Genomic DNA, 23824 nt, shown 5'->3' on the forward strand with positions numbered 1-23824 from the left:
GTTCAGCCACGCGCGTGCGCGAAGCATTGGCCGTAGTCCACACGGGCGGGGCGGATCGCGCAAGTACCCGGCCGTCCAGACCGCCGAAACGGTGACGATCCTGGCCGTGTCACCGCAACTCCAGGCACACCGTCCCCTCCGTGAGTGACCTCCACCACACCCTTGTGCCCCCTTTGCCCCATTGGGAACCCCGGTCTTCGCATACGGGCCCCGGTTACCTCTCAGTAGAGATGACGTTTGCCTCCCCGAGGTACACGATGGGGAAGCGGTGCAGGCGTACCGAAAATGCAGCTGACAGCAGCCCTCTGACAGGTAAGGACCAGCGTGGCTTCCGGATCCGATCGCAACCCGATCATCATTGGCGGCCTTCCGAGTCAGGTTCCTGACTTCGACCCCGAGGAAACCCAGGAGTGGCTCGACTCCCTCGACGCCGCCGTGGACGAGCGCGGCCGGGAACGGGCGCGCTACCTGATGCTGCGGCTGATCGAGCGGGCCCGCGAGAAGCGCGTGGCCGTGCCCGAGATGCGCAGCACGGACTACGTCAACACGATCCCGACGAAGAACGAGCCGTTCTTCCCGGGCAACGAGGAGATCGAGCGGAAGATCCTCAACGCCACCCGCTGGAACGCGGCGGTGATGGTCTCGCGCGCCCAGCGGCCCGGCATCGGGGTCGGCGGCCACATCGCCACCTTCGCCTCCTCCGCGTCGCTCTACGACGTCGGCTTCAATCACTTCTTCCGCGGCAAGGACGAGGGCGACGGCGGCGACCAGGTCTTCTTCCAGGGGCACGCCTCCCCGGGCATCTACGCGCGCGCGTACCTGCTGGACCGGCTCACCGAGCGGCACCTGGACGGCTTCCGGCAGGAGAAGTCGAAGGCGCCGTACGCGCTGTCCAGCTACCCGCACCCGCGCTCGATGCCGGACTTCTGGGAGTTCCCGACCGTCTCGATGGGCCTCGGCCCGATCGGCGCGATCTACCAGGCGCGGATGAACCGCTACATGCACGCGCGCGGGATCGCCGACACCTCCAAGTCGCACGTGTGGGCCTTCCTCGGCGACGGTGAGATGGACGAGCCGGAGTCGCTCGGCCAGCTGTCGATCGCCGCGCGCGAGGGCCTGGACAACCTGACCTTCGTCGTCAACTGCAACCTGCAGCGCCTGGACGGCCCGGTGCGCGGCAACGGCAAGATCATCCAGGAGCTGGAGTCGGTCTTCCGCGGCGCCGGCTGGAACGTCATCAAGCTGATCTGGGACCGCTCCTGGGACCCGCTGCTCGCGCAGGACCGCGACGGCGTGCTGGTCAACAAGATGAACACCACGCCGGACGGCCAGTTCCAGACGTACGCCACCGAGACCGGCGCGTACATCCGCGAGCACTTCTTCGGCGACGACCAGCGGCTGCGCGCGATGGTCGAGAACATGACCGACCACCAGGTCCTGATGCTGGGCCGCGGCGGCCACGACCACCGCAAGATCTACGCGGCGTTCAAGGCGGCCAAGGAGCACAAGGGCCAGCCGACGGTCATCCTCGCCAAGACGGTCAAGGGCTGGACGCTCGGCCCGAACTTCGAGGGCCGCAACGCCACCCACCAGATGAAGAAGCTGACGGTCGACGACCTCAAGCGCTTCCGGGACCGCCTGCACCTGCCGATCTCGGACAACGAGCTGGAGTCCGGCGTGCCGCCGTACTACCACCCGGGCCGGGACTCCGAAGAGATCCAGTACATGCACGACATGCGCCGGCAGTGCGGCGGGTACGTACCGACCCGGGTGGTCCGCTCCAAGCCGCTCCCGCTGCCGGACGACAAGACGTACGCGACCGTGAAGAAGGGCTCCGGTCAGCAGTCCATCGCGACGACCATGGCCTTCGTGCGGCTGCTCAAGGACCTCATGCGGGACAAGGAGATCGGCAAGCGGTTCGTGCTGATCGCGCCGGACGAGTACCGCACGTTCGGCATGGACTCGTTCTTCCCGAGCGCGAAGATCTACAACCCGCTCGGCCAGCAGTACGAGGCGGTCGACCGCGATCTGCTGCTCGCTTACAAGGAGTCGCCGACCGGGCAGATGCTGCACGACGGCATCTCGGAGGCGGGCTGCACGGCCTCGGCGATCGCGGCCGGCTCCGCCTACGCCACCCACGGCGAGCCGCTCATCCCGGTGTACGTCTTCTACTCGATGTTCGGTTTCCAGCGCACCGGCGACCAGTTCTGGCAGATGGCCGACCAGCTGGCGCGCGGTTTCGTGCTGGGCGCGACCGCCGGCCGTACGACGCTGACCGGTGAGGGTCTGCAGCACGCGGACGGCCACTCGCAGCTGCTCGCTTCGACCAACCCGGCGTGCGTGGCCTACGACCCGGCGTTCGGCTTCGAGATCGCGCACATCGTGAAGGACGGCCTGCGCCGGATGTACGGCGGGGACGAGCAGCACCCGCACGGCGAGGACGTCTTCTACTACCTCACCGTCTACAACGAGCCGATCCGGCACCCGGCCGAGCCGGAGAACGTGGACGTCGAGGGCATCCTCAAGGGCGTCTACCGCTTCAGCGAGGGCACGTCCGGCTCGATCCCGGCGCAGATCCTGGCGTCCGGCGTGGCCCTGCCGTGGGCGATCGAGGCGCAGCGGATCCTCGCCGAGGACTGGAACGTGCGGGCCGACGTGTGGTCGGCGACCTCCTGGAACGAGCTGCGGCGCGAGGCCGTGGCGTGCGAGGAGCACAACCTGCTGCACCCCGAGGAGGAGCAGCGCGTGCCCTACGTGACGCGGAAGCTCGGCGGCGCGCAGGGGCCGTTCGTGGCCGTGTCCGACTGGATGCGGTCGGTGCCGGACCAGATCGCGCGGTGGGTGCCGGGGCCGTACCAGTCGCTGGGCGCGGACGGCTTCGGCTTCGCGGACACCCGCGGGGCGGCGCGGCGCTTCTTCCACATCGACGCGGAGTCGGTCGTGGTGGCGGTGCTGACCGAGCTGGCCAAGCAGGGCCAGGTCGACCGGTCGGTGCTGAAGCAGGCGATCGACCGCTACCGGGTCCTCGACGTCACGGCGGCGGACCCGGGCGCGGCGGGCGGCGACGCGTAGCCGCGACGCGGACGGTTCGCGGACGGTTCGCGGACGGTTCGTGGCCGGTTTCGGCTGCGAGGGCGGCGGAGCTCATGGCTCCGCCGCCCTTACGCGTTCTTTACCATGCGGGTATGGAGCAACAAACGGCGCAGGCACGGTGGGAAGAGCTGACGCAACGGCCGCTGCTGGCGCTCGCCGTACTGTTCGCCGTCGCCTACGCCGTACCGATCGTGGACAGCACGGCCGGCCGGTCGCTGACCGTGGTGTGCACGGCGACCGAGTGGGCGGTGTGGGGCGCGTTCGCGGGTGACTATGTGACGCGGCTGGCGCTCGCCCGCGACCGCCGGGCGTTCGTACGGCGGCACTGGCTGGACCTGGGCGCGGTGGTGCTGCCGATCCTGCAGCCGCTGCGGCTGCTGCGCATGGTCGCCACCCTGATGCTGGTGGGGCGGCGGGCGCGGATGGCCACCCAGATCAGGCTGACCACGTACGTCGCCGGATCCGTGGTGGGGCTGCTGATGTTCGGGTCGCTGGCCGTGCTGTCGGTGGAGCGCGACTCACCGGACGGGAACATTCGCACACTGGGTGACGCGGTGTGGTGGTCGTTCACGACGATGACGACGGTCGGCTACGGGGACCACGCGCCGACGACCGGCCTGGGCCGGATGATCGCGGTCGGCCTGATGCTGTCCGGGATCGCGCTGCTAGGTGTGGTGACGGCGAACATCGCCACCTGGTTCATCGCCCGGTTCGAACGGGACGACGCGGAGGAACGCCTCCAGACCGAGGCGATCGAAGCACTGACCGCGGAGGTCCGCGCCCTGCGCGCCGAGGTCGCGGCCCTCCGAAAACACTCCGCCCACCACTGACGCCCGCCCGCCGCAGGCCCACGCCCGAGCTCCCCCGGCCCACGCGCCACGAGCCCGGTCCCGGCCCACGCGTCACGGGCACGAGCCCGGCCCCGAACCGCGCGTCACGGGCACGAGCCCAGCCCCGAACCGCGCGTCACGGGCACGAGCCCGGCCCCGGCCACGCGCCACGGGCGTCAGCCCGGAAGTCTCCGGCCGCGCGTCGCAGGCGCGAGATCAGAAGGCTCCGGGCGCCGAGCACGGCGCACGCCGGAGGCCCCGACCACGCATCGCGGGCGGGCGGCCCGGTCGCCGACCGCGCGCCACGGGCGTCAGCCCGGAAGTCTCCACCGGCGCGTCGCAGGCGTGAGGCCAGAGGACTCCGAGCGCGGAGCACGGCGCACGCCGGAGGCCCGGACCGCGCGCCACGGGCGCCAGCCCATTCCCCGCTCACGCGTCACAGGCGTCAGCCCGGAAGCCTCCGGCCGCGCGTCGCAGACGCGAGATCAGAGGGCTCCGGGCGCGGAGCACGGCGCGCGCCGGAGGCCCCGACCACGCCTCGCGGGCGGCGGCCCCATCCCCGGCCACGCGTCGCGGGCGTGAGACAAGAGGGCTCCGGGCGCGGAGCACGGCGTGAGGCCGGAGGCCTCGGCCACGCCTCGCGGGGGGGGGCGGAGACGGCTGTCCGAGTGCGTGGGGTGAGAGCCGGAGGTGACCGGCCGCATAGCGCAGGCGTGAAGACCGGGCACCGGCCGGGCATCAGGGGCGTGCAGGCCAGTTCTGACCGGCCTGCACGCGGCAGGCGTGAGTACCCCGGTCACCGGAAGCGCGCACAGGCCTGTGGGGCCGGCACGGTCACGTGCCACGAGTATGGAGACCGCCCGCGGCCAGCCGCGCGTCGCAGGCGCGAAGACCCGCGGTCAGCAGCCGCCGGCCACGGGCCTGTGGGCCCGCGAGCGCGGTAGGTCGGGCGCCACGGGCGTGAAGCCGCGGCACGCGGCACGGGGGACGCCGGAGGTGCCGCGTAGCCGGGCGGCTGCCGGTCGTACCGGGAACGGCGGTGGTGACGGTCGGCGTGTGGGCGGGCCCCCGGCCTTGTCGTGTTCGCCGTCCCGCCGGGGGTCCGTCCCTTCCCACCTCGGGTCAGAACAGCCCGCTGCCCGGGGTGGCCGCTCCGGCGAGCCAGATGATCGCCAGGAGCGTGTCGATGGCGCCCAGTACGAGGGCGACCAGAGCCGGCACGGGGCGGGAGCCCGCCCAGCTGCGGCCCATTGCCAGCCAGCCGCAGACGATCGCCACGGGGCCGAGGACGATCCCCAGCGCGAAGAACCCGGCGACCGCGCAGATGACTCCGATGATTCCGAGCGTCGCGCGATCCGGCCCGGTCCGTGACCACGTCCGGCCACGTGAGCGGGGGTGCCTGCGCGTTCCATTTCCGAAGCCCGCCATCATCAACTCCCTGAGCCCCGGGGTCTGTTCGGGGCTCGATGGTGCGGGTACCCCCGATTCGCGGGCTAATCCGGGCCGTTGTCCCCGACAGGGCACGACAAGACACGACAGGACACGACAGGCCCCGGCAGGACATGCCCGCCGTGGTCTGCGGCGCGCGCCGGTGGGAGGGATCGCGAGCGGCTTCCGCCGGTGGGAGGGACCGCGAGCGGCTTCCGCCGGTGGGAGGGACCGCGAGCGGCTTCCGCCGGTGGGAGGGATCGCGAGCGGCTTCCGCCGGTGGGAGGGATCGCGAGCGGCTTCCGGCCGTGGGCGGAAGCCGCTCGCGGGCGGTCAGATGTGCGCGGCGCCCGCACCCGCCTGCGCGTTCTTGCCGCGCTTGGTGAGCAGGGCGACGAAGATCGCCACGAACGCGACACCGCAGGCGACGAGGGAGGCGAGGCTCATGCCGGAGATGAAGGTGTCGTGCGCGACGTCGGTGATCTTCGCCACGAGCGTCTCCGGCGTGCCCTTGGCGACCGGCGCCACGCCTACCTGGACAGCCTCCGCGGCCTGGTCCAGCTGGGCCGGGGTGAGCGGGGGCAGCCCGGCGTCCTTCCAGTTGCCCGCCAGGTCGCTGTCGACCTTGGAGGCCATCACGGCGCCCAGCACGGCCGTACCGAGGCTGCCGCCGATCTGCATCGCCGCCTGCTGCAGGCCGCCGGCGACGCCGGACAGCTCCATGGGGGCGTTGCCGACGATGACCTCGGTGGCGCCGACCATGACCGGGGCGAGGCCGAGGCCCAGCAGGGCGAACCAGAGCGACATGGTCGCGCTGCCGGTGTCGGTCTGCAGGGTCGACATGCCGTACATGGCGACGGCGGTGGCCGTCATGCCGCCGGCCAGCGGGATGCGCGGGCCCAGCCTGGTGATCAGCGCGCCGGCCAGCGGCGAGCCGACGATCATCATGCCGGTGAGCGGCAGCAGGTGCAGACCGGCGTCGATCGGGCTCATGCCGTGCACGTTCTGCAGGTAGAACGTCACGAAGAACAGGCCGCCCATGAACGCGATGGCCATCAGGACCATCAGCACGACGCCCGCGGACAGCGGGACGGAGCGGAACAGTCCGAGCGGGATCAGCGGCTCCTTCACCTTGGTCTCCCAGAAGGAGAACAGCGCGAAGCCCACCGCCGAGACGCCGATGAACAGCCAGGTCCGGCCGTCGCCCCAGCCCCACGTCGGCGCCTTGATCAGGGCCCACACCAGGCAGAACATCGCGCCGGAGAGCAGCACGATGCCCAGGATGTCGAAGGAGCGCGGGGCGTTCTCGGCGCGGTGGTCGAGCAGGATCAGGATGCCGAGGACCAGGGCGATCGCGCCGACGGGCACGTTGATGAAGAACACCGACTGCCAGTTGACGTGCTCCACGAGCACGCCGCCGAGGATCGGGCCGCCCGCGGTGGAGGCGCCGATGACCATGCCCCAGATGCCGATGGCCATGTTGAGCTTCTCGGCCGGGAAGGTCGCCCGCAGCAGGCCGAGCGCGGCCGGCATCAGCAGGGCGCCGAAGAGGCCCTGGAAGACGCGGAAGGTGACGACGGCGGCGATGCTGCTGGACAGTCCGATGGCGCCCGAGGCGGCGGCGAAGCCGGTCACGCCGATCAGGAAGGTCTGCCGGTGCCCGAAGCGGTCACCGAGCTTGCCGGCCGTGATCAGGGAGACCGCGAGGGCGAGGAAGTAGCCGTTGGTGATCCACTGGACGTCGGCGAAGCTCGCCTTCAGGTCCTTCTGGATGGCAGGGTTGGCGATGGCCACGATGGTGCCGTCCAGGGCCACCATCATGACCCCGACGGCGACGGTGATGAGGGTGACCCAGGGGTGGCCGCGCAGCCCGGAGGACGGCGACCGGTCCGACGGGGCCGCCGACGCCCCGTCTCCCGGTCCCGTCGTGTCGACGGTGGTCTGACTAGTCATACATTCGAGGTTAGTGACAGCCGCTGACAATTGACAAACCAGTTCACAAGTCAGTAACTGACGGTCATGGAAACACTGCGCGAACGCAAGAAGCAGCGCACCCGGGACGCCCTGCTGCGGACCGCTCTCGAGCTGTTCACCACCCGGGGTTACGAGCGGACGACCGTCGACGAGATAGCCGACACCGTCGACGTCTCCCAGCGCACCTTCTTCCGTTACTTCGCCGGCAAGCAGGAGGCGGCCCTCTTCCTTCAGGAGCTGGCGGTGGCGCGGTTCGTCGAGGCCGTACGGGACCGCCCGGCCGGGGAGGCGCCGATGACGGCGCTGCGGCAGGCGTTGCTGGAGGGCTGGGACGGCCTCAACGACATCATCGAGTCCGTCGTGCCGGTCGAGCTGTACCTGCGCATGTACCAGGTGATCGAGTCGACCCCGGTGCTGCTCGCCGCCCACCTGCGGCGCAGCGCGGAGATCGAGGACAGCCTCGCGCGCGTGCTGGCCGAGCGCGAGGGCGTGGACGCGGACGCCGACCCGCGGCCCCGGCTGGCCGTGGCCGTCTTCGGCGGGGTGATGCGGCTGGCCGAGCGGCAGTGGAGCAGCCGGGGGGACGTCAGCCTGGACGCCATGCGCCGGCTGACGATCTCGTACCTCGAACAGGTGGGCCCGGCACTCACGGAGAACTGGCGAACACGCTCAGGTATCACAGGCGTGTCTTCTGAAACATGAGCCGAACGTGAGCCGCGTCACTGTGGCAGCACGAGACCCTCTCGTTCTCCTAGTGTGTCCTTTCAGTGACTTCCTTCGAAACCTCCCCGCCGCTCAACGTCTGGCGCGCGCTGCTCGCGCTGGCCGTCGTGTTCGTGATGCTCGCCACCACCGGCTGGACGGCGCTGCGCTCCCACCGCGCGCCCACCGCCCTGCAGGCCTCGGTCTCCGCCTGGGACCACGGCCGGCTGCACGGGCACCGGCTGCCGCACCCGGACGCGAGCCCCGCCCGGATCGCCCGCTTCTTCGCCTCGCTCACCCCCAGGGAGCGCGGTGACCTCGCCCGGCACTACCCGCTCGCGGTCGGCAACATGAACGGCGCGCCCGTCGCCCTGCGCTACCAGGCCAACCGGATCGCGCTCGCGCACCAGCACCGGGCCGAGTTCAAGCGCATGCACGACAGCCGGCTCACGCCCGCCGGGCAGTACGAGGCGGGCCGCCGCATGCACCGCTACGCGTCGCTGCTGAGCCCCGGCCGCCAGATCCTCGCCTTCGACCCGGCCGGCTCGGGGCGCGTCGCCGAGGTGTTCGGAGACCTGACCCGGGCCGAGCGGGTGTCGGTGATCGTGCCCGGCGTCGACACCGCCCTGCTCACCTTCCAGCGCACCAACCGCAGGTACTCGGCACCCGTCGGCATGGGCGAGTCCCTGTACGCGGCCGAGCGGGAGGCGGACCCGGAGACCCGTACGGCGGTGATCGCCTGGGCCGACTACACCGCGCCCGCCGGACTCGGCATCGACTCGGCCACCGCGATGCGCGCCGAGAACGGCGCGGTGCGGCTGAACGCGCTGGTGCGCGCCCTGCCCGGGACCGCGCCGGTCACGCTGTTCTGCCACAGCTACGGCTCCGTGGTGTGCGGGGTCGCCGCGCACGCGCTGCCGCGCCGGGTGGCCGACATCGCGGTCGCCGCGAGCCCCGGCATGCGCGTGCAGCGGGCATCCGGCCTGCGCACCTCCGCCCGGGTGTGGTCGATGCGCAACGCCACCGACTGGGTGCAGGACGTGCCCTACCTGGAGGTCGGCGGGCTCGGCCACGGCGCCGACCCGGTCGCGGCCTCGTTCGGGGCACGGGTGCTGTCGGCCGACGGCGCGAAGGGGCACAGCGGCTACTTCCAGCCCGGTACGCAGAGCCTGCGCAACTTCGCCGACATCGGGGTTGGCGCGTACGGCTCGGTGCAGTGCGCGCGCGAGGATGCGGTGTGCAGCGCGGGTTTGTCCGGTCCCGCGGCGGCCGGACGCGCGTAGAGGCGCAGAAATTGCGGTATGCACGGGGTAGCGACGAAGAAGCCGGTCGCGCATACGATGAGCCGCATGGGTGACGTACTGGCCGGATTTCATGCCGCCTGGGAGTTCGAGTCCGACTCCGTGCTCATCCGTTACGAACGGGGGATTCGAACACCCAAGCTCTTCCAGGCGCTCGGGGAACGCCGGGTGCCGCTCGCGGCCCTCGCCGGGGTGACGCTCTCCCCCGGCAAGCGGGGCACGGTCGTGCTGCGGGCCGAGCCGCGCCCCGGCGCCGACCCGCTGATGGAGGCGGCCGCGGGCCAGCTGAGGGACGGGTGCGACCCGTACCGGCTGGTGCTGCCCGCGGAGCGCGAGACGCTCGCCGAGTACTACGCCGACGAGCTGCGGGCCCGGCTGACCGACGACGGCCCGGCCGACGAGTTCCTGGTGGCCGCTCCCGAGGCGCCGCGGCAGTTCAAGGCGTACGACGCGAAGGCGTCCTTCGACGGCCGTACGGTCGCCTTCCGGTGGTTCTGGACGGGCGCGTCGTCGGCGAAGTGGAAGGCGGGCGACCAGAGCTTCCCGGTCACGGAGCTGAGCGGGGTGGAGTGGCGCTCGCCCGAGGCGTTCGAGGGGCATCTGCGGCTGCTGCGGCGGGAGGCCGGGGCGGCCGGGCAGCCGGCCCAGCCGGACCAGGACCCGGCCGCCGTCGTGTTCGGGCTCGGTTACGGGCCCGTGCACGAGTCCCTGCCGTTCGCCGCGGCGGTGCTGGCGGCGGTCCGCGCCTCCCGGCCGGTGGCCGCCGTGACGGCGCCCCGGCCCCGCCGCGACCCCGCCGACATCGCCGAGCGGATCCGTCACCTGGGGGAGCTGCACCGGGCGGGGCTGGTGACGGACGAGGAGTTCTCGGTGAAGAAGGCGGAGCTGCTGGCGGAGCTTTAGCGCTCCGCTGGAAATGCCGCGACCTTCCGTCCGACCGGTCGATCGCCTGCCGCACCGTCGTGGCCGGTCGCGCAGTTCCCCGCGCCCCTTCAGGGCGCTGCCGGACCCCGGCGGAGTCCGCCCGGCAGGCCGGCCGCTACTCCCGTCCTGCGGACGTGAACGTCATGTCCGCGTACCGGTCGCCCGCCACCTTCGACGCGATCGGCTCCAGCAGGGACAGCTCCTCCACGGTCAGCTCGATCCGCGTCGCCGCCGCGTTCTGTTCCACCCGCTCCGGCTTGCGGGTGCCCGGGATCGGCACGACCGGCAGGTCCCGCACGGCCGCCTGCTGCTGGACCCAGGCCAGGGCGATCTGCGCCGGCGTCACCCCGTGGGCCTCGGCGACGGCGCGCACCGGCTCCAGGAGCGCGGCGTTGGCGGCCGCGTTCTCGCCGGTGAACCGGGGCTGCTGACGGCGGAAGTCGTCCGCGGTGAGGTCCTTGTCGGCGTTCGTGAAGGTGCCGGTGAGGAAACCGCGGCCGAGCGGCGAGTACGGCACCAGCGCCACGCCCAGCTCCCGGGCCGCGGGCACCACCTGCGCCTCGATGTCCCGGCTGAACAGCGACCACTCCGACTGCACCGCGGCGATGGGGTGCACGGCCTGCGCGGCCCGCAGCTCCGCGCCGGTCACCTCGCTCAGGCCCAGGTGCTTGACCTTGCCCTCGCGCACCAGCTCGGCCATCGTCCCGACGCTCTCCTCGATCGGCACGTTCACGTCGCGGCGGTGCATGTAGTAGAGGTCGATGGCGTCGATGTCGAGGCGCTTCAGGCTGGCCTCGACGGCCTGGCGGATGTACGGCGGGTCGTTGCGGACGATGCGCCGCGTGGGGTCGTCCGGCGGGATCGACAGGGCGAACTTGGTCGCGACGACGACCTCGTCCCGGTGCGCCTTGAAGAACGGGGACAGGAACCGCTCGTTCTCGCCGGCCCCGTACGCGTCCGCCGTGTCGTAGAGGGTGACGCCCAGCTCCAGGGCCCGCTCCAGGGTGGCCCGGGACTGCTTGGCGTCGGAGGGGCCGTAGGCGAAGCTCATGCCCATGCAGCCGAGGCCCTGGACGCCGACCTCGGGGCCGGTGTCGCCGAGTCGTACGGTGGGGATCTGCGTGTCGGTCATCACACCTTCTCCGCTTCGCGGGCGCGGTCGGCGTCCGCGTAGAAACTGATCTTCCGGTCGAGCACGGCGAGCGTGTCCTGGAGTTCGGCGATCCGGGTCAGCACGTCCCGGCGGGTGGACTCCAGCAGTTCGAACCGCTCGCGGTAGGTGTGGTCGCCCTCGCGGACCAGTTCGGCGTAGCGCACCATGTCGGCGACCGGCATGCCGGTCAGCCGCAGCTTGCCGACGAAGTCCAGCCAGTCCAGGTCACGGTTGCTGTAGCGGCGCTGACCGGTGTGCGACCGGTCGACGTGCGGCATGAGGCCGATGCGCTCGTACCAGCGGAGCGTGTGCGCGGTCAGCCCGGTGAAGGCGACGACCTCGCTGATCGTGTAACTGTCCTGTCCTTGCGGCCGCCGGTGCGGGTTCGGCGGGGCGGCGCAGCTGTCGGTCCTGGTACGCGGAGTCTCCATCACCGTCATGAGCACAACGCTATGACCTTCGAGCGCACTCCAGGCAAGCCGACCGATGAGAAATCGGCAGGACGGGGGCGATGCGCGAGCGCCGCCCGCCGGCCGGTTGACCGTACGTCTCCCCCGGCCCGGCGGCCGACGCCTACCCCCCGCCGATGCCGGCGCCGCGAGGCCCTAGGCTCGACGGCATGTCGCTCAAGAGCCTCGCGTTGATCGAGAACTGGCCGGTTTCCGCCGCCGCGGCGGGTGTCGTACGGGCCGACGGCACGGTCCTGGGGACCCACGGGCCGGCCGACCGACCCTTCCCGCTGGCCTCGGTCACCAAGCCGCTCGCGGCGTACGCGGCCCTCGTGGCGTACGAGGAGGGCGCGATCGAGCTCGACGAGCCGGCCGGCCCGCCCGGGTCCACCGTCCGTCATCTGCTCGCCCACACCTCCGGCCTGGCCTTCGACGAGCACCGGGTGACGGCCCCGCCCGGCGAGCGCCGCCTGTACTCCAACGCCGGTTTCGAGCAGCTCGGCGACCACATCGCGAAGGCGACCGAGATCCCCTTCGCCGAGTACCTGCGCCAGGCGGTCCTGTCACCGCTGGGCATGTCCGCGACGACCCTGGACGGCTCCCCCGCGAAGGACGGCGTCTCCACCGCCGCCGACCTGCTGCGCTTCGCCGCCGAGGTGCAGGCGCCGCGCCTGCTGGACCCGCGCACGGTCGCCGAGGCGATGACGGTGCAGTACCCCGGCACCAAGGGCGTCCTGCCGGGCTACGGCCACCAGAACCCCAACGACTGGGGCCTCGGCTTCGAGATCCGCGACTCCAAGTCCCCGCACTGGACGGGCGCCACGTCCTCCCCGCGCACCTTCGGCCACTTCGGCCAGTCCGGCACCTTCCTGTGGATCGACCCCGACGCGGGCCTCGCCACCGTCGCCCTGACCGACCGCGCCTTCGGCCCCTGGGCCATCGAGGCGTGGCCGCCGTTCACGGACGCCGTACTGGCGGAGGCGCGGGGCTGAGCCCACCGAGGCCGGTGAGAGTGACGCGGCCGGTGACTGTCCGTCCCGGCTCGTCACCGCTGTGCGAAGTGTCTCTCGAGCCAGCCGAGCAGGGCAGCGAACTCCGGGGTCATGGTGGTGTCCGACTGAGTGAGGACGGTCGTGCGGCCGTCCTTCTCCACCGTGATCATGTAGCTCATGGCGTCCCGGGCCCGGCCCGGCGGCCGTTCCTTCTCGACCGCCGGGCCGACCGCGGCCACCAGCTCGGCCAGCTCCGCCGCGGCGTCCGTGGGCAGGGTGTCGGTGTCCAGCACCTCGGGCGGGAGCCGGAGCCGGATCGCGGCCGCCTGTCCGCCGTGTGTCGCCAGGGTCACCCTCATCGTCCACAACCTTCCCGGCCGACCGGGCGGCGCTTCCCGCCGTTCCGCTCGGCCGAGGCCGGCCCGCCCTCCGGTCGTTCGCCGACGGTCACTTGCTCTTCAGCGAGGCCAGGTCCTTGGCCATCCCGGACACCTGGGCGGCCAGTGCCCCGACCTGCTTGCTCAGGGAGGCCACGCCGTCCTCCCGTCCCACGCCGCCGTCGCGGCCGGCCGTGAGAGTGCGCGCCCGGGCGACCCCGGCCGGGACCCCAGTGATCTGGAGGCCCACCTCCTGCCAGGCGGCCAGCACGGCGAGTTGTTCGGCACTGCCGGCCCCGAAGAGTTCCTCGGCCTTCTGGTAGGTGGTGTCCGCGAAGTCCTGGAACTGCGTCTCCGCGCTGGAAGCCTTGAGTGACTCGTACCAGATGAGTCCGGCAGCATCCCACGCGAATCCGCCGATTCCCACAGCCGTCTGGTAGAACGCCTTGTTCGGAATACCCGAGTTGATGTGCACGCCGCCGAAGTCCCCGGGCTCGGTGTCCGGCAGGCTGACGTACTTGCTCATGTGGTCGGGCTGGGGGTCGCTGCCGAACAGCGCGTTGTCGTACGCGTGTCCGGGGGCCTTCATCGAGCGGAGGGCGTCGGCGTCGATCTCCGGAGTGAAGATCTCGGCCCCGATCAGCCAGTCCGCCTCGTCGGCCGTCTGCTTCAACGACCACTGCTTGACCAGCGATCCGAAGACGTCCGAGATGGACTCGTTCAGGGCACCGGACTGGTTGTGGTAGTCGAGTCCCGCGGTGTTCTCGGTGACTCCGTGCGTCAGTTCGTGGCCGATGACGTCGAGGGATCCGGTGAAGTCGGTGAATATCCTTCCGTCGCCGTCGCCGAAGACCATCTGCTGGCCGTCCCAGAACGCGTTGTTGAAACGTGTGCTGAAGTGGACGTACCCGTCCAGGCGCATCCCCCGGTTGTCGATCGAGTTGCGGTGGAACAACGCGTGGTAGAAGTCGCGCGTCGTGCCGAGTCCGTCGAACGCCCGGTTGACGGAATCGTCCCCGGAAGCGGCTCCGTCCTCCGGCCGGGCGAGCACGGCGAGGGGCAGAGACCTGCCGTGCCGGCAGTCGAAGACGGTCCGCCGGCCGTTGCCGAGGGCCGCGGCTCCGGCGAAGGACGCCCGGACAGCTCGCTCACCACGCAGGGAGGCGGTGGTCAGCATGGTGGCCAGAGCGGCCTGGTGCGTGTCGCTGTCATCACTCCTCAGGAGCTTTTCGAGAATGTGCGGGGGGACGATGCAATTGAGGCGGCAGGTCCTGGTCATGGGATACCTCGCGGGCAAAAGGAAGCAGCGGTCACGCCCGGCCGGCCCGGTTTTCTGCATGGATTGTTCTTCGCGTCCCTGTGCAACCGCGCCCGTCCCGACCGGCATGGCCGCTGCGACCGTGGCGCGCCGAAGCGCGTCGATCATGGGAAGGGGTCATATCGCTGCGACCGGACGGTCACGTCCGGTCACGCTTGAGGGCACCTGCGTGGAGAGGTGCGAAAGCGTCCACTTCGAGTATCCGCTCGAATTCGTCGACGCGCACCCCGAGCGGCGCCCTCCCCGAGCGGGGTTCCGGGTTACAAGTGCGGAGTACGTCGAACTTCGTCAGCCCCTGGGCACGTTGCCGGGCCGGAGGGCCTCCGCCTTCCTCATCTGCGTGAGTGCGGCCTTTCGGCGGCGCACTCGAACCACACCGTCTTCCCGCCACCGCCGGGGCGCGGCGTCACGCCCCACCGGTCGGTGACCGCCTCGACGAGAAGCAGGCCGCGGCCACTGTCGGCGAGCACGTCCCCGCTGCCCGGGACCGGCAGCAGCGGGCAGTCGTCGGAGACCTCCACCCGCACCGCGCCGGGCAGCAGCAGGAAGCAGACGCGGCACCGGCGGCCGGGTACGTGCCGGACGACGTTGGCGAGGATTTCCGTCAGCGCCAGTCCAGCCGCGTCGGCCACTTCGAGCAGGCCGGAGCCCTTGAGGTAGAGCCGCAGGATGCGGCGCAGGTGCCGGACGGAGTGCTCCCCCAACGCGAACTCGGCGCCGTACCGCGGCTGAACGTCCACTTCTCGCGGACCAGTTACGTGATTCACGTCACCCAGCCTGTGACCCACCGCATACGCTTGGCTACCAAGAGAAACGAACGTCATGCGGCGTTGCACGCCGGAGGTGCCACCGTGGCCAACATCCAGACTCTCGACCCCACCGCTTCACCGCTGCACTACTACGGCTGGGAGCTGCGCCGCCACCGTGAGGCCCACGGCCTGAAACAGGGCCAGCTCGGCGACATCATCTTCTGCACGGGCTCGCTCATCGGCCAGATCGAGACCACGAAGAAGGTCCCCACCCGCGACTTCTCCGAACGCGTGGACGCCGCGCTCGGCACGGACGGATTGTTCTCCCGCCTCATCGGCCTGGTCCTGCGCAGCCAACTCCCCAACTGGTTCCAGCCGTACGCGGAGATGGAGGCGCGCGCGACATACATCTCCACGTACCAGGCACAGTTGGTGTACGGACTACTGCAAACGGAGGAGTACGCACGGGCCGTGCTCGCCACTGGCATGCCGGACGACCTGGACGGCTTGGTGGCGGCCCGCGTGGAACGCCAGCGCATCATGGAGCACGAACAGCCGCCGCTGGCCTGGGTGGTCTTGGACGAGGCCGTGTTGCTCCGGCCGATCGGAAGCCGCGATGTCATGCGGCGCCAACTCGCCCACCTGTTGGAGTTCACGGGTCACCGCTGGCTGCACGTGCAGGTGTTGCCGAACTCAGCGGGTGAACATGCCAGCTTGGACGGGGCGTTCAACCTGCTCCGCTTCGACGACGACCCGGACATCATCTACACAGAGGATCTGATTTCAGGGCACATGACCGCCAACCCTGAGACCATCAAGGAGGCAGCGCGCCGTTACGCTCGTTTGCAGGCCGCAGCCCTCTCCGTGGAGGATTCAGCGGCACTGATCGCCCGTGTGATGGAGGAACGCTATGGACACCGGTCCGACCATGAGGAACGCACAGTGGCGTAAGTCCAGCTACAGCGGCAGTACCGGCGGCGACTGCGTGGAGTGCACAGTCGCCGGCGGCGCCGTCTGGCGCACATCCTCGTACAGCGGAAACACCGGCGGCGACTGCGTCGAGGTCGCCGACGGCTGCCCGACCGGCGCCGTCCCGGTCCGCGACAGCAAGAACCCTTCCGGCCCGACCGTGATAGTCAGCACGCCCGCCTGGCAGGCGTTCGTCGACGGCCTGCGGTAGTCCAACTGCCAGCGGTTCCCCCTGACGTAGCCGCTCGTACCGCAGAAGCGCGCCAGCCAGGAGGCACGAGGGGAACGACACTGACGTGAGACGGTCGCCGTGCAGGGCGGTCGCCGACAAGCTCGGCATCGGCTCCCGCCGCAGGCACGGTACGGCGATGAACCACCACCCTGCGCCGCCCTCATCCGCTGACGTTACCGTCAATTACCGCCGTCGCCCCACACAGAAGCCCCGCCAGACGCACCTGGCGGGGCTTCAGGTTGCGGTCGCTCACTCGGATCGGGTCCACATCAAACGATCACGACACATCGCGATCCGGAGTGGCGACAGGAGCCCACTCGGTTACCCCGTAACCAGCTCACGCATTCGCGCGATTAGATCACGAGATCCGAGGTCCGCCGACAACCGAACAAGCCGCCCGTAATAGTCCTCACTAATCGACAACTCGTCCTCGTAAATCCATGAACACATTGTGTCGAAGGCCAGGGCGAACTCTCCGGCCACCAGAAGGTCGCGCACGTCAACTGCGACTGAAGGCGCAGTTATGGGAGATTCCTCAAGTAGTTCTTCGATCTTGGCGGCGTACTCTACGGCTTCCACCGCACCTCCATCAGGGTCGATACGGGAAGCCGGTCACGATTCGGCCTGTCGCAGGTTCATAAATTACCCTGATGTTCACGCCGTCCACCACTCCTTCAACCTTCCACCGCGACGGATCCCCGTTCCTCGTATAAAGGGCTCCAGCCCGGCCTGTCTGCTGCGTTCTGACGCTGTTCGGACTGGTCGCCACGTCGGCAATGCTGTCGAGGATCTTATCGGTGTCCCAGCCGCGCGGAAACACGGTCTTCCCAGGCTGTCCGGGCCACTTATGGCCACCACCCGTTCTGTCACCGTGAATGATATGGAACTGCTCTTGCCCACCAATCAAGTCGCGTCCGATACCGGAGCAATTGCTGTTGTGAACTAGAACCGGCGTCTGACCAGCGAGTACATAGTACGTGTGGAGGCCGTCGATGGTCAGGTTGCGGGTCTCATGGCTGCCATGGAAGGAACGAATGGCTGTAACGGTGGCCCTGGCATCGGTGTTGGTGAGGAGGGTCATCCCCGGCTTCAGTTCCCCTGCATCCACCCACGCGTGCCGGCTGGGTGACCAGAAGGGGTGGTGACGGGTCGCGGTGACCTTGGCCTTGCCGTTACTGGAACTCAAAGTGAGCTCGGAGAAGTCCTTGTCGCTCTTGGTGACGATGGTGGCCAGGACCGTGCGGGCCTCGGTCTCGCCTGTTTCCGGGTCGGTCGCGAGGGTTTTGTCCTCCGGCTCTATTTCGCCGATTGGTTTGGTGGATCCGTCGGCCATGAGGACTTCGGTGTCAGGGGTGAAGCTGTTGGGGCAGCCCCCTCTGCCGATGCCTCCGCCGCTTCCTGGTCCTTCTCCGCCGCCAGTCATGGCGGAAAGCTCGCCCATCGCAGCGACCATTTCACCCGTGGACCCGCCTGCCACAGGACAGGTCGAACTGCCCGCTACTTCGCCACATGCACGAAACAGGAGGCTCGCAAGTCCTTTGGCTGCGATGGAGGCTCTGAAGTCGGCGTAGGGCTCATCGGGGGCGACGTAATAGCACCGGTTTTGCTCTCCCGACTGGCAAGAATAGTCGTCCATGTCGGCGAAGAACGCGGCGATGAATTCGTCCTTCTTTGACCAGATGATGGGGACGTTGACGCCGGGATGGATGGTGGCGTAGCCGTCGTGGTTGTAGTCGTCGCCGCCGCTTTCGTGGTCCGGGAGCTGGTCGACGGGGACCTCGTCACTGCAGACGATTTCGGTGAGGCTGCAGTCGTTGTTTCCGCTGCTGTGGTCCTCCGCGGTGAAGGAGAGCCCTGAGGGGTCGCTGTAGTTGATGGGGTCGTTGATGCTGTAGCTGTAGGCGGAGAGGTTTTGCGGGATGTAGGGGGTGTTGAGGGGGTCGGGGCTGAGGAAGCGGCCGAGGTGCGGGTCGTAGGCGCGGGCGCCGAGGAGGGACAGGCCGGTGCTGGTGTCTTCGGTCTTGCCGAGGAAGCCGTGGTCGGTGCCGGTGGGCAGGGTGCCGCTGCGTTCGTCGCCGAAGGGGGTGTAGCGGCGGCGGGTGGTGGTGCCGGTGGTGGCGTCGACGGCAAGCTGGGTGGAGGCCTGGGTGTCGGCCATCAGGTAGGTGAGTTTGCCGCCCGTGGTGGTGGTGCCGGTGGTGGTGCGCATGGCCACGGTCGCCCCACCGCAGGCGTAGTAGCGGGTGGCGGTGGTCGTCTGGCCGTCGGTGTGCAGTTCCATGCCGCCGAGGTAGGCGACGGTCTCCTGGGGTGTGGTGCGCAGCAGGAGGTTGCCGTCGGCACCGTAGGTGTAGCGGGTGAGCTGGCTGCCGGCGGAGGTGGTCGTCTTGACGGTGGAGAGCTGACCGAGCTTGGTCCAGTCGTAGTCGGTGCTCGTGCCGGGTTCGATGCGCGTGTCCATCTGGCCGGCGTCGTCGTAGGTGAAGGTGTCGGTGCCCGTGGTGGTGCCGGCGGTGATGTGGTTGATCTTGCGGACACCGTGTGGCGAGGGGGCGTTGGCAGTGGTCCAGTTGCCGGCGTCGTCGTAGCCCGGGTAGAGGTAGTCGCGGGTGGTGGCCGCGCCTGTGTCGCTGGTGTCGGTGACGGACTGGAGGTTGCCGAGCCGGTCGTAGGTGTAGGCGGTCTGGTAGGGGGCTTCGCCGGTGAAGTCGGAGCTGCTGTACAGGGAGCACACCCCCAGGCCGGCGCGCGTGTAGGCGCTGGTCAGGCGGCCCTGGCCGTCGTAGCGGAAGCATTGCGACTGTACGGTCTGGCCGCTGGCCTGTTCCCTGAGTTCGGTGATGCGTCCGGTGTCGTCGTGGTCGTACAGGTCTTGCTGTTTTTCGCTGGTGTACTGGCCGACCGTGGTGGTCGTGGCGATCCCGCGCAGCCAACGGGTGCCGCCCGCGTAGTAGTAGCTGTAGGTGCGCTGCGCGGCGACACCGCTCACCGCGCCGGTGGGGCCGCCGTAGTACCGGTCGGTGAGCAGGCCGTAGGCGTCGTAGACCGTGTTCCTGACGTAGGTCTGCTGGCCGGAGGCGAGGCTGCGGGGCTGGCCGTAGGCGTTGTAGGTGGTGGTGACGGTCTCCTCGTCCAGCCCGCCGGCCTTCGGGTAGGTGACCGAGGTGAGGTGGTCGGCGGCGTCGTAGGTGGAGCTCGCGGTGTAGTCGCCTGCCAGGCCGGTGACGCCGGCCGGGATGCTGATCGTGGTGCTCAGCGGGCGGCCACGGCCGTCAAAGGCGTTGGTTTTCACGGTGTAGGTGTTGCCGCTGGTGTCCTGGCTCGTGGCCGCGGTGATCTGCCCCTTGCCGCCGGGCACGGTCAGGCCGTCCCAGACCCAGCTGGCCAGTACGGCGGTGTCGCTGGTCACGGCCGTCTTGCGGCCCAGGTTGTCGTAGCTGTAGTCGAGGACGGTCTGTCCCTTGTTGCTGGTGACCTTGTCGACCTGACCGTTGTCGTCGTACTCGGTGAGGGTGATGCGGGCGTCCGGGTCGGCGACCCGGGTATGCTGGCCGGCCCAGTTGTAGTTGTAGACGGTGTCGTTGCCACGGGTGTCGGTGATCTGCTGCAGGTCACCGGTGGCCGTGTAGAGGTACTGCGTGGCGTAGGTGGAGCTGCCGCTGTGCTCGACGACCTTGGAGATCTGACCGTAGACGTCGGTGTAGGTGTCGGTGGCGCCGCCCACCGCTGGGGTGACTGTGCTGTAGTCGCCGTGATAGGCCGTCTGCACCCGGCCCTGGGCGACGCCTCGCGCGGTGGTTCCGTCACCGACGAGGATCTGCGACAGCGTGGTCCGCCCCGCCCAGTCGAGGGTCAGGTCGGTGTACGAGGGCAGGTCCTCGACCTTGGGGCTGACCGGGCCGCCGGAGCCTGCGGTGCCCTGGTTGCGGAAGACCGCCGAGGTGCCCGTGACGTTGCCGGCCGTGTCGTACCGCGTGACGGCCACCTGCCGGTTGGGAACCTCTGCACCCGTGGAGGGATCGGTGCCGTCCGGAATCGGAGCCTGCGTCTCCCGGGCCCGGCCCAGCCCGTCGGCATAGGCGTAGGAGGACAGATACGTGCTGTCCGACTGCAGCGTGTGGGTGGCCACGCGAGGGTAGCCGTCGACCGAGTCGGGCACTCCACCGCTGGTGGACGCGGGGACGGTGTAGCTGAACTTGAGCGAGGGTGAGCTGCCGGTCTCGGTCGGCTTCCACACCTCGATGGGACGGCCGGCCGCGTCCAAGGTGACCTTGGTGATGTTCCCGTTGGCGTCCTTGCTCTGATACGGCACGCCCCAGAACCGGGACATCCACACCGTCGTCGACAGCGGGCCACGCGCGGAGGCAAGCCCGTCCGGGTCGGGAGAGGTGGTGGTGATGCCGTCGGTGGGCCAGTTGTTCTCCGGGCTGTAGCTGGTGGTGGTGCGGTTCGCGTAGGCGTCCTCGGTCCAGCGCGCCCGGCCCGCGCCGTCGTAACCGGACTTCGCCTGCTGGTAGTGGCTTGAGGTGGTGTAGGTGCGTGTCTCGGTGGGGTTGCCGTCGACGGGCTTGTTGCCGGCGATGTCGGTGGCGTTGTCGTAGAAGGTGGTGGCGTAGCGGTCCTGATGGTCCGCGTCCCGGCTGGCGCAGCCGACGGAGTAGTGGCGCGTCTCGTCGAGAAGGACCATCCATCGCTGGATGCTGCTGCCGTCGTAAAAGTCGGTGTTGTAGGCGCGGCCGTAGGTGGTGCACCGGTTGTCCACGACGCCTTGTTCGCCCTGGTCGTCGACGCGGAGCGGCAGACCGTACGTGGCCGAGGTGGCGGTGCCGGCGTCGTATTCGTTCTGGACGACGTGGGTGCGCCAGCCGGTGGAGATCTTGGTGTCGGTGGTGGTCTGGTCCTCGCGGACGAAGCGGGCGTCGGGCAGGCCGGCGTAGGTGGCGGTGGTGTGGGTCCAGTAGTGGTGGAAGACGCGCTCGTGTGAACTGCCGGCGTCGTCGCGTGCCGAGGTCTCGATGGTGCGGCCCTGCAGCCAGGCCGAGTCGGTGTAGGAGGTGCCTTCGCCGTCGGTCACCGAGACGGAGCGGGTGGCGGAAGGGTCGGTCTTGGAGGTGCGGTCGCCGTCCAGGCCGCGGTAGAGCCAGTGGAAGGTGGAGTGCTTGACCGGGCCGGTGCCCGAGGTGACTTCGACGCGCTGGTAGCCGCGCCAGTCCGACCAGGACTCATCACTGTCCGGGGTGAGTGGATCGTTGGTGAAACGCCATCCGGCTCCGCCCTGGTAGTCGTAACTGGTGGTCATCTCCGGTGCGCCGTCCTGGCTGCTGGTCACCGTCGGGTCGACGGTGACCTGAGTGACCAGGAACTTCTTGAACCAGCCGCTCTTCGATGCGGTGTCGCCCTCCGGGGTCCACTTCTGCCAGAAGCAGTCCTGGGTGTTCGACGACTGACTGGGGAGATTGTCGGCGCTGCACGGGTTGGGGGAGCCATAGCTGACGGTGGTGGTGGCGCCGAGGTCGCCGTGAATGGTGTTGACGCGGCGGAAGTTGAGTTCGGTGGAGCCGACCTTGTTGTCCAGGTCGATGCCGTTGAAGTTGATGACCGGCAGGACGATGTCGGTGCCTGTGCCGTAGGTCTTCCGCTGGACGTAGTCCAGCCACAGCGTTTTGCCGATCGAGCCGTCCGGGTTGGGCAGGCCGTGCTTGGTCTGGTACTGCTGCACCAGATCCCAGCCGTCCGCGCTGGTGTTCAGCACGAACGTCTTGATGTCCCACAGCATGTCCTTGCTGAAGAACGTCGGGTAGTAGGTCTTGCCCGCGCAGTAGTAGTCCGCCGCGCTGCCGTCGCACAGCAGGTCGACCGGCACATCCGGATAGGAGGAGGGAGTGGAGGAGATCGACGGGCAGGCGCGCGACTCGTTGCGCAGTGGGTCAGCCTCTGTCATGCGTTCAACGCACCGGCCGACATGGGTGAGTTCGACCTTGCCGGTGGGCTTGGAGTTCGCGATCTGGGTTGCCCAGCCGTATTCGATCTTGGTGAGGTAGCCGCCGGCGGTGTAGGAACGCGCCTTGTCCGTGTTGGCGACCGACCGGTAGTAGTTGGTGTCCTTGTCGTAGAAGTAGGCCGACTCGACTTCGTTGGCGTCCACGACGCGGTCCAGGTTCCACCGCCAGGCCTGCGTGCAGGGCTCGGGGAACTTGTCGTGGCACGGCTCACCGGCGTCGTTGCCGACGACCGGGATGGTGAACACCGACGCGGTCGCGGTGCCGGTCCGCTCGGAGCGGCCCCAGCCGAAGTAGTAGCGCTGCCCGTCCTGGGAGGAGATCACCCAGTACTCGTCGTCCGCGCCGTGTCCGCCGTTCAGGTGCTGCACCCGCCACCCGGGATCGTTCTGCACGTGGTAGGAGCCGGTGCCGGTGCCGTCCTGCACCAGCGTCGAGCTCACCCCGTTGAGATTGATGACGTAGACGGCGCCGTCCGGCTCCGCGGCGGTGTTGGGCGAGTCCCAGCACATGTCGCCGATCGTCGCCAGCCCGTCCTGGGTGCAGTTACGGTATTTGCGCTCGATATAGCCGACGTTCAGGTCCCAGCCCATGCCGACCCAGGAGGCCTGGTTGTTCGTCGCCGAGGTCCGGCCGTCCACCGACTGCGAGTTGTACGTCAGTCCGAGGTCCGGAGCCGAACCCGTCGCCGGAGACGGCAACTGCACAGGCAGGTTGTAGGTGAAGGCTCCGGAGCCGGTCGCGACATCCCACGATCCGGTCGGAGACAAGGTGGATGCCCGGTAGTCGCCCTTGTCCGAAGAGGAGCCGGTGGTCAGCGCGTAGACGGAACCGCTGGTGCTGTCGAGCTGGGTGGACAGGCCGTCGCCGTCCGGATCGGCCACGACCGTGGCGGTCAGCGTGCCTGTAGCCGGGTCGTTCTCGGCGGGCACGAACTCGCGGTCCGTGCAGTCCTCGGCGTCGGGTGTCTGCAGCGCGCAGGCGGGCAGCTTCACCAGGCGCAGCCGGGAGGCGAAGTCGCCGCCGTAGGCGTACTTGAAGCCCGAGTAGTCGATGTCGACCTGGACCTGGCCCGGCACGGTCACGCCGTCGGTACGGGTGACCTGCAGTCCCAGGCCCACGCCGCCGGCCGGAGCCACGGCCTGGCGGTCCAGCAACCGCACCTCGACCTGGTCCGGCGACAGCGTCTCGTCGGCGGGCCCGGGCGATGCCGATGCCGACGGGGATGGCTGTGGCGATGTGTCCGTGCTCGGCTCCGCGGCGGCGGAGGCAGTCGCCTGCGGGCTGTCCGAAGCGCTCGGTGCGGGCGTGGGCGTAACCTCGTCGGCGAGTCG

Annotated in this window: 17 protein-coding genes; 8 read left to right on the forward strand and 9 right to left on the reverse strand. The window is 69.6% G+C overall.

The features are described from left to right. The first annotated feature begins 324 nt into the window (after nt 1-324). The gene (gene aceE / locus AB0G63_RS29520) at nt 325-3072 is read left to right on the forward strand and encodes a pyruvate dehydrogenase (acetyl-transferring), homodimeric type (protein WP_360756296.1); all 2748 of its coding nucleotides are present in this window, start codon (nt 325-327) and stop codon (nt 3070-3072) included. A 113-nt stretch (nt 3073-3185) separates the two neighbouring features. Then, nucleotides 3186-3923: an ion channel gene (locus AB0G63_RS29525; protein ID WP_360756298.1), complete on the forward strand. Its 738-nt coding sequence runs from the start codon at nt 3186-3188 to the stop codon at nt 3921-3923. Between the two features lie 1122 nt (nt 3924-5045). On the opposite strand, the gene AB0G63_RS29530 is transcribed toward AB0G63_RS29525, so the two are convergent. Both AB0G63_RS29530 and AB0G63_RS29535 read right to left on the reverse strand, forming a co-directional pair. After that, the gene (locus AB0G63_RS29530) at nt 5046-5354 is read right to left on the reverse strand and encodes a small hydrophobic protein (protein ID WP_360756301.1); all 309 of its coding nucleotides are present in this window, start codon (nt 5352-5354) and stop codon (nt 5046-5048) included. A 330-nt stretch (nt 5355-5684) separates the two neighbouring features. Beyond that, nucleotides 5685-7304, reverse strand: a complete 1620-nt coding sequence (locus AB0G63_RS29535) for an MFS transporter (RefSeq protein ID WP_360756303.1) — start codon at nt 7302-7304, stop codon at nt 5685-5687. Nucleotides 7305-7370: 66 nt separating this feature from the next. Between AB0G63_RS29535 and AB0G63_RS29540 the strand changes: the two genes are divergently transcribed. The 3 genes from AB0G63_RS29540 (at nt 7371) to AB0G63_RS29550 (ending at nt 10231) form a co-directional block, all read left to right on the forward strand. Further along, entirely contained in the window at nt 7371-8027 is a 657-nt protein-coding gene (locus AB0G63_RS29540; protein ID WP_360756305.1) for a TetR family transcriptional regulator, read from the forward strand. 65 nt (nt 8028-8092) lie between these two features. Further along, entirely contained in the window at nt 8093-9310 is a 1218-nt protein-coding gene (locus tag AB0G63_RS29545) for an alpha/beta hydrolase (protein WP_360756307.1), read from the forward strand. 57 nt (nt 9311-9367) lie between these two features. Continuing rightward, entirely contained in the window at nt 9368-10231 is an 864-nt protein-coding gene (locus tag AB0G63_RS29550) for a DUF4429 domain-containing protein (protein WP_360756367.1), read from the forward strand. A 136-nt stretch (nt 10232-10367) separates the two neighbouring features. Here AB0G63_RS29550 and AB0G63_RS29555 read toward each other — a convergent pair whose 3' ends face one another. Both AB0G63_RS29555 and AB0G63_RS29560 read right to left on the reverse strand, forming a co-directional pair. Continuing rightward, complete coding sequence (locus AB0G63_RS29555; RefSeq protein WP_360756309.1) at nt 10368-11384, reverse strand: aldo/keto reductase; 1017 nt, start codon at nt 11382-11384, stop codon at nt 10368-10370. Next, nucleotides 11384-11845 carry a MerR family transcriptional regulator gene (locus AB0G63_RS29560; RefSeq protein ID WP_324789403.1) on the reverse strand — a complete coding sequence of 154 codons (462 nt, stop codon included), beginning with the start codon at nt 11843-11845 and terminating at the stop codon, nt 11384-11386. Before AB0G63_RS29560 ends, AB0G63_RS29555 begins: the two co-directional genes overlap by 1 nt. A gap of 179 nt (nt 11846-12024) precedes the next feature. Here AB0G63_RS29560 and AB0G63_RS29565 point away from each other — a divergent pair, with 179 nt between their 5' ends. Beyond that, nucleotides 12025-12846 (forward strand): serine hydrolase domain-containing protein, encoded by an 822-nt coding sequence (locus tag AB0G63_RS29565; RefSeq protein WP_360756314.1) that lies wholly within the window; start codon nt 12025-12027, stop codon nt 12844-12846. 53 nt (nt 12847-12899) lie between these two features. Here the strand turns inward: AB0G63_RS29565 and AB0G63_RS29570 are convergent, their stop codons facing one another. The 3 genes from AB0G63_RS29570 to AB0G63_RS29580 form a co-directional block, all read right to left on the reverse strand. Next, entirely contained in the window at nt 12900-13205 is a 306-nt protein-coding gene (locus AB0G63_RS29570; protein ID WP_360756317.1) for a protealysin inhibitor emfourin, read from the reverse strand. A gap of 88 nt (nt 13206-13293) precedes the next feature. Further along, entirely contained in the window at nt 13294-14502 is a 1209-nt protein-coding gene (locus AB0G63_RS29575) for a M4 family metallopeptidase (protein WP_360756320.1), read from the reverse strand. A 371-nt stretch (nt 14503-14873) separates the two neighbouring features. Next, nucleotides 14874-15281 carry an ATP-binding protein gene (locus tag AB0G63_RS29580; protein WP_360756322.1) on the reverse strand — a complete coding sequence of 136 codons (408 nt, stop codon included), beginning with the start codon at nt 15279-15281 and terminating at the stop codon, nt 14874-14876. Nucleotides 15282-15392: 111 nt separating this feature from the next. On the opposite strand from AB0G63_RS29580, the gene AB0G63_RS29585 reads away from it, so the two are divergent. Together AB0G63_RS29585 and AB0G63_RS29590 are read left to right on the forward strand one after the other, a co-directional pair. After that, nucleotides 15393-16241, forward strand: coding sequence for a helix-turn-helix transcriptional regulator (locus AB0G63_RS29585; protein WP_360756324.1), 849 nt, complete (start codon nt 15393-15395; stop codon nt 16239-16241). Continuing rightward, nucleotides 16201-16470: a DUF397 domain-containing protein gene (locus AB0G63_RS29590; protein ID WP_360756326.1), complete on the forward strand. Its 270-nt coding sequence runs from the start codon at nt 16201-16203 to the stop codon at nt 16468-16470. The genes AB0G63_RS29585 and AB0G63_RS29590 overlap by 41 nt, the downstream gene beginning before the upstream one ends. Before the next feature lie 342 nt (nt 16471-16812). On the opposite strand, the gene AB0G63_RS29595 is transcribed toward AB0G63_RS29590, so the two are convergent. After that, entirely contained in the window at nt 16813-17070 is a 258-nt protein-coding gene (locus AB0G63_RS29595; RefSeq protein ID WP_360756329.1) for a MafI family immunity protein, read from the reverse strand. 10 nt (nt 17071-17080) lie between these two features. Then, the gene (locus AB0G63_RS29600; RefSeq protein ID WP_360756331.1) at nt 17081-23653 is read right to left on the reverse strand and encodes an RHS repeat-associated core domain-containing protein; all 6573 of its coding nucleotides are present in this window, start codon (nt 23651-23653) and stop codon (nt 17081-17083) included. Nucleotides 23654-23824 lie beyond the last annotated feature (171 nt).

Origin of the sequence: Streptomyces sp. NPDC020996, from assembly GCF_040641355.1 — a bacterium.
In the GTDB taxonomy this organism is placed as follows: domain Bacteria; phylum Actinomycetota; class Actinomycetes; order Streptomycetales; family Streptomycetaceae; genus Streptomyces.